The organism is Microbacterium sp. NPDC090003, assembly GCF_044748385.1.
GTDB lineage: Bacteria > Actinomycetota > Actinomycetes > Actinomycetales > Microbacteriaceae > Microbacterium.
Genome location: NZ_JBIVFW010000001.1, coordinates 458008 through 470883 on the forward strand (window position 1 = coordinate 458008; position 12876 = coordinate 470883).

The 12876-nt window shown below is 67.9% G+C and carries 8 protein-coding genes and 1 tRNA gene; 7 read left to right on the forward strand and 2 right to left on the reverse strand.

Translation table 11 applies throughout. From position 1 onward, the window contains the following. Nucleotides 1-50 precede the first annotated feature (50 nt). The 4 genes from gltB (at nt 51) to ACIPVN_RS02290 (ending at nt 8354) form a co-directional block, all read left to right on the forward strand. Nucleotides 51-4574 carry a glutamate synthase large subunit gene (gene gltB, locus ACIPVN_RS02275; RefSeq protein ID WP_400443285.1) on the forward strand — a complete coding sequence of 1508 codons (4524 nt, stop codon included), beginning with the start codon at nt 51-53 and terminating at the stop codon, nt 4572-4574. Next, nucleotides 4567-6033 (forward strand): glutamate synthase subunit beta, encoded by a 1467-nt coding sequence (locus tag ACIPVN_RS02280; RefSeq protein ID WP_400438899.1) that lies wholly within the window; start codon nt 4567-4569, stop codon nt 6031-6033. The genes gltB and ACIPVN_RS02280 overlap by 8 nt, the downstream gene beginning before the upstream one ends. A gap of 54 nt (nt 6034-6087) precedes the next feature. After that, complete coding sequence (gene pyk, locus ACIPVN_RS02285; protein ID WP_400438902.1) at nt 6088-7536, forward strand: pyruvate kinase; 1449 nt, start codon at nt 6088-6090, stop codon at nt 7534-7536. 140 nt (nt 7537-7676) lie between these two features. Further along, nucleotides 7677-8354, forward strand: coding sequence for an esterase/lipase family protein (locus tag ACIPVN_RS02290; RefSeq protein WP_400438905.1), 678 nt, complete (start codon nt 7677-7679; stop codon nt 8352-8354). Between the two features lie 40 nt (nt 8355-8394). On the opposite strand, the gene ACIPVN_RS02295 is transcribed toward ACIPVN_RS02290, so the two are convergent. After that, nucleotides 8395-8477 (reverse strand) — tRNA-Leu (locus tag ACIPVN_RS02295). Between the two features lie 101 nt (nt 8478-8578). On the opposite strand from ACIPVN_RS02295, the gene ACIPVN_RS02300 reads away from it, so the two are divergent. After that, entirely contained in the window at nt 8579-9196 is a 618-nt protein-coding gene (locus tag ACIPVN_RS02300; RefSeq protein WP_247622473.1) for an ANTAR domain-containing response regulator, read from the forward strand. After that, complete coding sequence (locus ACIPVN_RS02305; protein WP_400438909.1) at nt 9196-9759, forward strand: GNAT family N-acetyltransferase; 564 nt, start codon at nt 9196-9198, stop codon at nt 9757-9759. Before ACIPVN_RS02300 ends, ACIPVN_RS02305 begins: the two co-directional genes overlap by 1 nt. Here ACIPVN_RS02305 and ACIPVN_RS02310 read toward each other — a convergent pair. Beyond that, nucleotides 9734-10162, reverse strand: coding sequence for a hotdog fold thioesterase (locus tag ACIPVN_RS02310; RefSeq protein WP_400438912.1), 429 nt, complete (start codon nt 10160-10162; stop codon nt 9734-9736). The genes ACIPVN_RS02305 and ACIPVN_RS02310 overlap by 26 nt on opposite strands. Before the next feature lie 45 nt (nt 10163-10207). Here ACIPVN_RS02310 and polA point away from each other — a divergent pair, with 45 nt between their 5' ends. Beyond that, nucleotides 10208-12841: a DNA polymerase I gene (gene polA / locus ACIPVN_RS02315; RefSeq protein WP_400438915.1), complete on the forward strand. Its 2634-nt coding sequence runs from the start codon at nt 10208-10210 to the stop codon at nt 12839-12841. The last annotated feature ends 35 nt before the right edge of the window (nt 12842-12876 follow it).

The window sequence follows — 12876 nt, forward strand, 5'->3', positions numbered from 1 at the left end:
ACTTCCAGCCCCCTTACGGCGCCTCCGGCGCTTACCCCCCGAAGCAGGGCATGTACAACCCGGCGTTCGAGAAGGATGCCTGCGGCCTGGCCATGGTCGCGACGCTGCGCGGTTACGCCGGGCACGACATCATCGCGCTCGCGCTCGAGGCGCTTCGCAACCTGGAGCACCGCGGTGCGATCGGCTCGGACGCCGGCACCGGTGACGGAGCGGGCATCCTGACCCAGATGCCGGATGCCTTCCTTCGCGCGGTCACCGACTTCGACCTGCCGCCGGTGGGGGAGTACGCCGCGGGGCTCGCGTTCCTGCCCCGCGATTCCAGCGATCGCCGCCAGCAGAAGGCCGGCATCGAGAAGATCGCCCGCGCCGAGGGACTGCGCGTCCTCGGGTGGCGCGTGGTGCCGACGGTCAACGAGCACCTCGGCAAACTGGCCGACGAGGCCCGTCCTGCCTTCGAGCAGCTCTTCGTGAGCGCCGGGGGAACGACCCACGCCCACGCCCCGCTCACCGACATCGCGCTCGACCGCGTCGCATACCGGCTCCGCAAGCGCGCGGGGCATGAGCTCGGCGCCTACTTCGTGTCTCTGTCGAGCCGCACACTCGGCTACAAGGGCATGGTCACCACGCTCCAGCTCGAACCGTTCTACCCGGACCTCCAGGACGAGCGCTTCGCCTCCGAGCTCGCGGTCGTCCACTCCCGGTACTCGACCAACACCTTCCCGTCGTGGCCGCTCGCGCAGCCGCTGCGGATGCTGGCCCACAACGGCGAGATCAACACCGTCGGCGGCAACCGAAACTGGATGCGCGCCCGTCAGTCGCAGCTCGAGTCCGAGCTGCTCGGCGACGTGCGCCCGCTGCTGCCGATCTGCACCGACGGCGCCAGCGACTCCGCCTCCTTCGACGAGGTCCTGGAGCTGCTCACGCTGACCGGCCGCAGCCTGCCGCACGCCATCATGATGATGGTGCCCGAGGCTTACGAGAAGCAGACCGACATCACGCCGGAGCTGCGCGCCTTCTACGAGTACCACTCGAACCAGATGGAGCCCTGGGACGGCCCGGCCGCGCTCATCTTCACCGACGGCACGCTCGTCGGCGCGACGCTCGACCGCAACGGTCTGCGCCCCGGGCGCTGGACGGAGACCACCGACGGTCTCATCGTCATCGGCTCCGAGACCGGCGTACTCACGTTCGAGCCGGAGCGCATCAAGCGCCGCGGTCGCCTGCGTCCGGGCAAGATGTTCCTCGTCGACACCGCGCAGCGCCGGATCGTCGAAGACGAGGAGATCAAGCGCGAGCTCTCCACACAGCAGCCGTGGCAGGAATGGCTCGACGCGGGTTCCGTGCGTCTGGCCGAGCTGCCCGAACGCGAGCACATCGTGCACCCGCCGGCATCCATCACGCGCCGCCAGCGCACCTTCGGGTACACCGAGGAGGAAGTCCGCATCCTCCTGACCCCGATGGGCCAGAACGGCGCAGAGCCGCTCGGTGCGATGGGCTCCGACACGCCCATCGCCGTCCTCAGCAAGCGACCGCGCCTGCTCTTCGACTACTTCACGCAGCAGTTCGCCCAGGTGACGAACCCGCCACTGGACTCGATCCGTGAAGAGGTCGTCACGAGCCTCAAGCTCGGGCTCGGGCCCGAGAGCAACCTGCTGTCGTGGGGTCCCGAGCACACCCGCACCGTGTCGCTCGACTTCCCGGTCATCGACAACGACGAACTCGCCAAGATCCGTCATATCGACAAGGCGCTGCCCGACCGCTCGAGCGTCACCATCCGCGGTCTGTACCACTTCGACGCCGGACCCCAGACGCTCACCGATCGTCTCGACGAGATGTGCGCCGAGGTCGATGCGGCGATCGAAGCGGGCGCGGAGTTCATCATCCTGTCGGACCGCGACTCGAACAAGGATCTCGTCCCGATCCCGTCGCTGCTGATGGTCGCCGCGGTGCATCACCACCTCATCCGTCGCGAGAACCGCATGAAGGTCGGCCTGATCGTCGAGGCCGGAGACGTGCGCGAGGTCCACCACGTGGCCACGCTCATCGGTTACGGCGCGTCCGCCGTCAACCCCTACCTGGCGATGGAGACGGTCGAGCACCTCGTGCGCACCGGTTACATCACCGGCATCTCGCCCGAGAAGGCCGTTCGCAACCTGATCTACGCGCTCGGCAAGGGCGTGCTCAAGATCATGTCGAAGATGGGCATCTCCACGGTGTCGTCGTACGCCGGCGCGCAGGTCTTCGAAGCCGTCGGCCTCAGCCAGGAATTCATCGACGCATACTTCACCCGCACCGAGTCGAAACTCGGCGGGATCGGCATCGAAGAGGTCTTCGCCGAGAATCAGGCGCGTCACGACTACGCCTACCCCGAAGATGCCGCGGCCCGTGCGCACGAGCGCCTGTGGACCGGCGGCGAGTACCAGTGGCGCCGCGACGGTTCGCCGCACCTCTTCAGCCCGGAGACGGTGTTCAAGCTCCAGCACTCCACGCGCACACGCCGCTACGACATCTTCCGCGAGTACACGAAGCTCGTCGATGACCAGGCGGCGGAACTCAAGACCCTCCGCGGTCTCTTCTCGTTGCGCACCGGCACCCGCAAGCCTGTGCCGATCGACGAGGTCGAGCCCGTCTCAGCCATCGTCAAGCGCTTCTCGACCGGCGCGATGAGCTACGGCTCCATCTCCCAGGAGGCGCACGAGACGCTGGCGATCGCGATGAACCGGATCGGCGGGAAGTCGAACACCGGTGAGGGCGGTGAGGACTCCGAGCGTCTGCTCGACCCGGAGCGTCGCAGCGCGATCAAGCAGGTGGCCTCCGGTCGCTTCGGCGTGACGAGTCAGTACCTCACCGAGTCCGACGACATCCAGATCAAGCTCGCACAGGGCGCCAAGCCCGGCGAGGGCGGGCAGCTGCCGCCTCAGAAGGTGTACCCCTGGGTGGCACGCACACGCGGTGGCACGCCGGGCGTCGGCCTCATCTCGCCGCCGCCGCACCACGACATCTACTCGATCGAGGACCTCAAGCAGCTCATCTTCGACCTGAAGAGGGCGAATCCCGAGGCGCGCATCCACACGAAGCTGGTCAGCCAGTCGGGCATCGGCGCGGTCTCGGCCGGTGTCGCGAAAGCGCTCAGCGACGTCATCCTCGTCTCCGGCCACGACGGAGGAACGGGTGCCAGCCCGCTCAACTCGCTCAAGCACGCCGGAACGCCATGGGAGCTCGGTCTCGCCGAGACGCAGCAGACCCTCATGCTCAACGGCATGCGCGACCGCGTGGTCGTGCAGGTCGACGGCCAGCTGAAGACCGGTCGCGACGTCATCATCGGCGCGCTGCTCGGCGCCGAGGAGTTCGGTTTCGCGACCGCGCCCCTCGTGGTCAGCGGCTGCATCATGATGCGCGTCTGCCACCTCGACACCTGCCCGGTCGGCGTCGCCACGCAGAACCCGGCGCTGCGCGAACGGTTCACCGGAAAGCCCGAGTTCGTCGTGAACTTCATGGAGTTCATCGCCGAGGAGGTGCGCGAACTGCTCGCGGAACTCGGATTCCGTTCGATCGACGAGATCGTCGGACGCGCCGAGCTGCTCGAGACCAACGCGGCCATCGAGCACTGGAAGTCCGACGGCCTCGATCTGACGCCCGTGCTCGAGGGACCGGTCTTCCCGGCCGGCGAGCCGCGTCGCAGCGGTCGGACGCAGGACCACGAACTGGAGAAGCACTTCGACGTGCAGCTCATCGATATCGCGAAGAACGCCCTCCTCAACGGAGAGCCCGTCGTCGTGGAGCTGCCCATCGCCAACACCGAGCGCGCGGTAGGCACGATGCTGGGCCACCAGGTCACCGCGCGTCACGGCGCGGCCGGTCTGCCTCGCGGCACGATCGACGTCACTCTGCGCGGCACCGCCGGGCAGTCGCTCGGTGCTTTCATGCCGCAGGGCATCGTGCTGCGGCTCGAGGGCGACGCGAACGACTACGTGGGTAAGGGCCTCTCCGGTGGCGACATCACGATCCGTCCGCCCCGAGGCTCCCGGATCGCGCCTCACGAGAACGTGATCGCCGGCAACGTCATCGGCTACGGCGCGACGGCGGGCACGATGTTCATCTCGGGTGTCGTCGGCGAGCGGTTCCTCGTCCGGAACTCCGGTGCCACCGCGGTCGTCGAGGGCGTGGGCGACCACGCGCTCGAGTACATGACCGGTGGGCTGGCCGTCATCCTCGGATCGACGGGCCGTAACTTCGGTGCCGGCATGTCCGGGGGAGTCGCGTACGTCCACGCGCTCGACACCGCGAAGATCAACGCGCAGTCTCTCGGGAGCGGGGAGCTGCTCCTCGAGCCGCTCGACCGCGCGGACCTCGAGGTGCTGCGCAGTCTCCTCGTCGAGCATGTCGAACGTACGGCGTCGCCGCTCGGCACCGAATTCCTCGACCGCTTCGCCGAGGTCTCGGCGGAGTTCGTCAAGGTCCTCCCGCGTGACTTCGCCGCCGTGCGAAGCATGCGCGAGGAGGCACTGGCCGAGGGGATCGACCCCGACGGCGACATCGTCTGGAACCGCATCCTGGAGGTGACCGGTGGCTGATCCCAAAGGCTTTCTGAAGGTAACCGAGCGCGAGCTCCCCGCCCGCCGTCCGGTTCCCGTCCGCATCATGGACTGGAAAGAGGTCTACGAGCCGGGCGACAAGGCAGTGCTGCGGCGCCAGGCGAGCCGGTGCATGGACTGCGGCGTGCCGTTCTGCCACTCGGGTTGCCCGCTGGGCAACCTGATCCCGGAGTGGAACGACCTCACGTGGCGCGGCGAGGGCCGTGCGGCGATCGACCGCCTGCACGCGACGAACAACTTCCCGGAGTTCACGGGCCGCCTGTGCCCGGCGCCCTGCGAGAGCTCGTGCGTGCTGGGGATCAACCAGCCCGCCGTGACGATCAAGCAGATCGAGGTCTCGATCATCGACGAGGCCTTCTCCAAGGGCTGGGTCGAGGCGCAGCCTCCCGAGCGCCTGACCGGCAAGACCGTCGCGGTCGTCGGCTCCGGCCCCGCCGGCCTCGCCGCCGCGCAGCAGCTCACGCGCGCCGGTCACACCGTCGCCGTCTTCGAGCGCGACGACCGAATCGGCGGACTGCTCCGCTACGGCATCCCGGACTTCAAGATGGAGAAGGGGCAGCTCGAGTCGCGTCTGCGCCAGATGCAGGAGGAGGGCACCCGCTTCCGCGCCGGCGTCGAGATCGGCAAGGACATCTCGTGGGCCGATCTGCGCGCCAGGTACGACGCGGTCGTCATCGCGACCGGTTCGACGGTTCCCCGTGACCTGTCGATCCCGGGCCGCGACCTCGACGGCGTGCACTTCGCCATGGAGTACCTCGTCGAGTCGAACCACGCCGTCGCCGGAGACACGGTCACCGACCAGATCTCGGCCGAGGGCAAGCACGTCATCGTCATCGGCGGTGGAGACACCGGAGCCGACTGCATCGGCACCGCGCACCGCCAGGGTGCGCTGAGCGTGACCAACCTCGCGATCGGCAAGCAGCCGGGCGACACGCGCCCCGACCACCAGCCGTGGCCGATGATGCCGACCGTGTTCGAGGTCTCCTCCGCCCACGAGGAGGGCGGTGAGCGCGTGTTCCTCGCGTCGACCGTCGAGTTCCTCTCGAACGAGGTCGGAGAGGTGCGCGCTCTGCGGGTCGCCGAGACCGAGTACATCGACGGGCGCCGCGTTCCCAAGAGCGGTACGGAGCGGGAGATCCCGGCGGACCTCGTACTGATTGCGATGGGTTTCACCGGTCCCGAGACCGACGGCTTCACCGAGGACACCCGCCCGCAGCTCACCGATCGCGGTGCCTTCCGGCGCGACGCGACCTACGAGTCGACCATCCCGGGCGTGTTCGTCGCCGGTGACGCCGGACGCGGACAGTCGCTCATCGTGTGGGCCATCGCCGAGGGCCGCGCCGCGGCCGCGAGCGTCGACCTGTACCTGATGGGCAGCACCGTTCTGCCGTCTCCCGTTCAGCCGCACGATGTCGCGATCGGTCTTCAGCCCGCGTAGGCTGAGGCCGGCAGTGTCGCCCGAGTTCTATCCCTTTATCCCCTGGAGAATCTGTTGAGACGCGCGAAAATCGTCGCCACCCTGGGCCCCGCAACTTCCACCTATGAGACCGTGCGTGCGCTGATCGACGCCGGTGTGGATGTCGCGCGCCTGAACCTCAGCCACGGTGACTACTCCGTGCACGAGAACAACTACGCGAACGTGCGGCGCGCCGCAGAGGATTCGGGGAAAGCGGTCGCGATCCTCGTCGACCTGCAGGGACCGAAGATCCGTCTGGGCAAGTTCGAGGCCGGCCCGTACGAGCTCGCCCAGGGCGACATCTTCAAGATCACGACCGAAGACATCATCGGCAACAAGGACATCTCCGGCACGACCTTCAAGGGCCTGCCGCAGGACGTCAAGCCGGGGGACTTCCTCCTGATCGACGACGGCAAGGTGCGCGTCGAGGTCGTCGAGACCGACGGCGTGACGGTGACCACCAAGGTGATCGTCGCCGGTGCCGTTTCGAACAACAAGGGCATCAACCTCCCGGGTGTCGCGGTCAACGTGCCGGCGCTGAGCGAAAAGGACGAGGAGGACCTCCGGTGGGGTCTGCGCATCGGCGCCGACCTGATCGCCCTTTCGTTCGTCCGTAACGCGGAAGATGTCACGCGTGTCCACGAGATCATGGCCGAGGAGGGCGTGCGCGTCCCCGTGATCGCCAAGGTCGAGAAGCCTCAGGCAGTCGAGGCGCTCGAGGGCATCGTCGACGCGTTCGACGCCATCATGGTCGCCCGCGGCGACCTCGGCGTCGAGCTGCCGCTCGAGGCCGTGCCGATCGTTCAGAAGCGCGCCGTCGAGCTCGCTCGGCGCATGGCCAAGCCGGTCATCGTCGCGACGCAGATGCTCGAGTCGATGATCAACAGCCCGGTACCCACGCGCGCCGAGACTTCCGACGTCGCCAACGCCGTGCTCGACGGTGCGGATGCCGTGATGCTCTCGGGCGAGACCAGCGTCGGCGACTACCCGGTCGTCGTGGTCGAGACGATGGCCCGCATCATCGAGTCGACCGAGGAGCACGGCCTGGAGCGCATCGCGCCGCTCACGACCAAGCCGCGCACCCAGGGCGGAGCGATCACGCTCGCAGCCCTCGAGGTCGCCGAGTTCGTCGAGGCGAAGTTCCTCTGCGTGTTCACGCAGTCGGGCGACAGCGCCCGCCGACTGTCGCGTCTGCGCTCCCGCATCCCGATGCTCGCCTTCACCCCGGAACCCGACATCCGTCGCCGCATGGCGCTGACGTGGGGCATCCAGTCGACTCTCGTCGAGATGGTGCAGCACACCGACCTCATGTATCTGCAGGTCGACGACTATCTGCTCTCCAACGGCCTCGCGGTCGAGGGTGACAAGGTCGTCGTCATCTCCGGTTCCCCTCCCGGAATCGTGGGATCCACGAACGACATCCGCGTCCACAAGGTCGGAGACGCCGTCAACGGCGCTGCTCCCATCTACAAGGAGAGCGTCTGATCCGAGGATCGGGAAGGGGCGGGGCTTCGGCTCCGCCCCTTCGTCGTCGTCTCCCGACGCCGCTCGTCAACCCCCGATCGGCGGCATCGACGGCAGCGCTACGTTGACCTCATGCTCCTCTTCGTCGAACCGGTGAAGGCATGCGGGTGATCGGGGCGCTCCGGCGCGCCGTCTGGTGGGCGCTGGACTACGCCTACGCCGGGTACTGGCAGTTCCGCGCGTTCTTCAGCAGACGCCGGGCGGATGCCTTCGCCGGCGGGTCCGCTCGGCCGATCGTGGTGCTCCCCGGTGTGTACGAGACCTGGCGCTTCCTCGATCCGCTGATCGCGCATCTGCATGCGCAGGGACACCCGGTGCACGTGCTGGACGCACTCGAACGCAGCCAGCGCCCCGTGAGCGAGATGGCTCGGGTCGTCGAATCCGCACTGCGCACCGCCGCTGTGGAAGACGTCGTCCTCGTGGCGCACAGCAAGGGCGGCCTCGCGGGCAAACTCGTCATGGTGGGGGCGGAGGGGTGGCGGATCCGCGGCATGCTGGCCGTCGCGACGCCCTTCGGAGGCTCGCGGTATGCGCGGCGCCTGCCCTCGCGCACCCTCCGAGAGTTCTCACCCGAGGATCCCGGCATCCTCGACCTCGGTCGGCAGCGCGAGGCGAACGCGCGCATCGTCTCGGTATATGCCGGATTCGATCCGCACATCCCCGAGGGCAGCGAACTCGCCGGGGCCAAGAACGTGCGTCTCGACACGGGCGGGCACTTCCGGATACTGGCCGATCCTCGGGTGATCGCCGAGGTCGCGGTGCTCGCCGACGACGAGTGAGACGATCGTCGTTCCTCGACAGGCACCACAACTCACCAGGTGCCGGCGGTGGGACTCGAACCCACACGCCCTTTCGGACAAAGCATTTTGAGTGCTCCGCGTCTGCCATTCCGCCACGCCGGCTCGTGTGTCGCGTCTTCGACTGTAGCGCAGGCTGGGGCCGTTCCTCGCGCCGCACCGGGACCGACCGCCGACCCGTGGAGCGTCTCCAGTAGGATGGAGACGTGACCGAGCAAGAACTGGCTGAACAGCCCACGTCATCCGCACCCCGACGCGTCGTCGTCGCCGAGGACGAGTCGCTGATCCGTCTCGACATCGTCGAGATCCTCCGCGACAACGGCTTCGACGTGGTGGGAGAGGCCGGCGACGGCGAGACCGCTGTCGCGCTCGCGACCGAACTGCGTCCCGACCTCGTCATCATGGACGTCAAGATGCCTCAGCTCGACGGCATCAGCGCCGCCGAGAAGCTGCACAAGGGCAACATCGCCCCGGTTGTGCTGCTCACCGCGTTCAGCCAGAAGGAGCTCGTCGAGCGGGCGAGCGAGGCCGGCGCCCTGGCCTACGTGGTGAAGCCGTTCACGCCGAACGACCTGCTGCCGGCGATCGAGATCGCACTGGCGCGTCATGAGCAGATCATCACCCTCGAGGCCGAGGTCGCCGACATGGTCGAGCGCTTCGAGACCCGCAAACTCGTCGACCGCGCCAAGGGCCTGCTGAACGAGAAGATGGGGCTCAGCGAGCCGGAAGCGTTCCGCTGGATCCAGAAGGCATCCATGGACCGCCGTCTCACGATGCAGGACGTCGCGAAGGCGATCATCGAGCAGCTCGCTCCGAAGAAGTAGTGTTCCGGCTCGACCCCGAGCACACTCTCCGTCCGATCCGCCTGGGCGACGGCGCGGCTCTCGCTCGCGCGTATGCGGCGAATCGTGCTCACCTCGCGCCCTGGGAACCTGCTCGTTCCGAGGAGTTCTTCACGGAGGAGTGGCAGGAGCGAGATGTGCGGCGCACCGTCGCCGACGCGCAGACGGGGCGCAGCAGCCGCTTCGTGGTGACGGCACCCGACGAGCGGATCCTCGGCAGGATGAACCTCAACGGCATCGTGCGCGGGCCGTTCCTGAGCGGGGATCTGGGGTATTGGATAGCCGCGGACTCGACGAAACGCGGGCTCGCGACGCGGGCGGTCGCCGCGGTGCTCCGTCACGCACGGGATTCCCTGGGACTGCACCGCGTACAGGCGGCGACCCTGCTGCACAACGCCGCGTCGCAGCGGGTGCTCGCCGCGAACGGCTTCACCCGCATCGGCACCGCTCCGCGCTATCTGCAGATCGCGGGGGAGTGGCAGGACCACGTCCTCTTCCAGCGGCTGCTGGAAGAGAAGATCACCGAGCCGTCGGGGCGTCCTTGATCATGTTCGTGATGCGAATGGTCGAGCAACGGCGCCCCTGATCGTCGGTGACCACGATCTCGTGCACGGCGATGCTGCGTCCGAGGTGGATCGGCGTGCACACGCCCGTCACGATTCCGGAGGTCGCCGAGCGCGTGTGCGTGGCGTTGATGTCGACGCCGACCGCGAGACGCCCGGGTCCCGCGTGCAGGTTGGCCGCCATCGACCCGAGCGATTCGCCGAGCACCACGTAGGCGCCGCCGTGCAGGAGGCCCACCGGCTGGGTGTTGCCCTCCACCGGCATCGTGCCGACCGATCGCTCGACACTGAACTCGGTGAACTCGATGCCCATCTTCTCGGCCAGGGCGCCCATTCCGCGGGCCGTGGCCCACTCGAGTCCCTCGCTCGTCGCGACGTCGCTCATGCATCCTCCTCAGCGGGTGTCCGTGGTCCTCGTTAGGCTGACAGGGTGACGGACTCCGCAAAGCCTACCCTCATGGTCGTCGACGGCCACTCCCTCGCCTATCGCGCGTTCTTCGCGCTGCCGGTCGAGAACTTCACGACCAAGGACAACCAGCACACGAACGCGATCTACGGGTTCCTGTCGATGCTGGTGAACCTCATCAAAGCCGAGCAGCCGACGCACATGGCGATCGCGTTCGACACCTCCCGTCACTCGTTCCGCACCGATGAATACCCCGAGTACAAGGCGACGCGCTCCGAGACGCCGCAGGAGTTCCGCGGTCAGATCCCGCTGCTGCAGGACTGCCTCGCCGCGATGTCGATCCCGGTTCTCACGAAGGAGGGCATCGAGGCCGACGACATCCTCGCCACGCTGTCTTCGCAGGGTGCGGAGCAGGGATATCAGGTGCTCGTCGTCTCCGGGGATCGCGACACCATCCAGCTCGTCAACGACGACGTCACCCTGCTGTATCCGTCGGTGCAGGGCGTGTCGCAGCTCAAGCGCTACGACCCGGTGACCGTGCAGGAGCGCTACGGCGTGCGGCCCGAGCAGTACCCTGACATCGCCGCCCTCGTGGGGGAGACCAGCGACAACCTGCCCGGCGTGCCCAAGGTGGGCGAGAAGACCGCGGTGAAGTGGTTGACGCAGTTCGGGTCGCTCGACGATCTGCTCGCACGTGCCGAAGAGATCAAGGGCGTCGTCGGCGGCAACCTGCGCGATCACATCGACGACGTGCGCCGCAACCGCAAGCTCAATCGTCTGCTCACCGACGTAGACCTCCCCGTCGCGCCCGACGATCTGGCGGTCGCGCCCATCGACGCGCAGGCCGTGCGCGACATCTTCGCGCGCCTCGAGTTCCGCACGCTGCTGCCGCGCGTGTTCGAGGCCGTCGGCGCCGGCGAGGTCGCCGATGACCCGGCCACGTCCGTGGAACTGCCCGTTCCGCAGCAGATGGCAGCCGCCGAACTCACGGCGTGGGCAGAAGCCGTGCAGGGGGAGCTCTCGCTCCGTGTGATCACGCAGAGCGGCCTTCCGGTGCGCCTGGGGGTCGCGTCCGATTCCGAGTTGCGCGAGACCGATTGGACGGATGCCGCGGCCGACGAGCTTCGCTCCTGGCTCGAGTCCGATCGCCCCAAGGTCCTCCACGACGCCAAGGGTCAGCTGAAGGCGCTGAGCCGTGCAGGGATCCGTCTCGGCGGTCTCGCCTACGACACGAGTCTCGCCGGGTGGCTCCTGCGTCCGAGCTTCCCCGACAAGACGCTCGGCGACCTCGTCGAGCGTTACCTCGGCGAGAAGCTTCCCGAGGCCGACCCGTCTCAGCTCGTACCCGAGACCGAGGGCGCGACTCCCTCGCAGGAGGCGTGGTTCGCGTTGCGCGTGGCGACCGCGCTGCGCGACGACATTCCCGAGCCGGTGGCCAGGGTGCTGACCGACATCGAGCTGCCTACGCTGCTCGCGCTGGCCGACATGGAACTCGCCGGCGTGGCTGTCTCCCACGAGGTGCTGTCGACGTTCTCCGGAGAACTCGCGAGCCGCGCCGAGCGGATCGCTCAGGATGCGTTCGGCATCGTCGGCCGTGAGTTCAACCTCGGCTCGCCCAAGCAGCTGCAGGAGGTTCTCTTCGAGGATCTCCAGCTGCCCAAGACGCGCAAGACCAAGACGGGCTACTCGACGGATGCCGCCGTGCTCGCCGACCTGCAGGAGTCTAACCCGCACCCCTTCCTCGACCTTCTGCTTCAGCACCGCGAGGCCACCAAGCTGCGGCAGATCATCGAGTCGCTCGACACGGCGATCGGCGACGACGCGCGCATCCACACGACGTATGTGCAGACCGGCAGTCAGACGGGGCGGCTCTCGAGCACCGACCCGAACCTGCAGAACATTCCGGTGCGCACCGAGGAGTCGCGGCGCATCCGCAGCGCGTTCCAGGTCGGCGACGGCTACGAGGCACTGCTCACGGCCGACTACTCACAGATCGAGATGCGGATCATGGCGCATCTGTCCGGCGACGAGGGTTTGATCGAAGCTTTCAACAGCGGAGAGGATCTCCACCGATTCGTGGGCGCGCGGGTCTTCGGGGTGGAGCCCGGCGACGTGACTCCCGCGATGCGGACCAAGGTCAAGGCGATGTCGTACGGCCTGGTCTACGGCCTCTCGGCCTTCGGCCTTTCCAAGCAGTTGCGCATCGAGCAGTCCGAGGCGAAGCAGCTCATGATCGAGTACTTCGCGCGCTTCGGTGCCGTACGCGATTACCTGCGGGCCTCCGTCCTCGCGGCGAAGGAGGTCGGGTACACCGAGACGATCTTCGGACGCCGACGCCCGTTCCCCGACCTCGCCAGCCCGAACCGGGTGCTGCGGGAGAACGCCGAGCGAGCAGCGCTGAACGCCCCGATCCAGGGCAGTGCCGCCGACATCATGAAGATCGCGCTCTTCCACATCCACGACGACATCCGCCACGAAGGGCTCCGGTCGCGGGTGCTGCTGCAGATCCACGACGAGCTCGTGCTCGAGGTCGCTCCGGGGGAGTGGGACGCTGCCGAGCGCATCGTGCGCACGCGTATGGGCGACGCCGCGGATCTGTCGGTCCCGCTCGACGTGCAGGTCGGGCGCGGGCACGACTGGAACGAGGCCGCACACTGACCACGGGCGGCGGCGTCCGACGATTAGGGTGGATC

What these genes read in the sequence shown, in the direction of transcription:
- gltB (WP_400443285.1), top strand. Translation starts at nt 51, where the DNA reads ATGTACAACCCGGCGTTCGAGAAGGATGCCTGCGGCCTGGCCATGGTC.
- ACIPVN_RS02310 (WP_400438912.1), bottom strand. Translation starts at nt 10,162, where the DNA reads ATGAGCGACGTCGCGACGAGCGAGGGACTCGAGTGGGCCACGGCCCGC.
- ACIPVN_RS02290 (WP_400438905.1), top strand. Translation starts at nt 7,677, where the DNA reads ATGCGGGTGATCGGGGCGCTCCGGCGCGCCGTCTGGTGGGCGCTGGAC.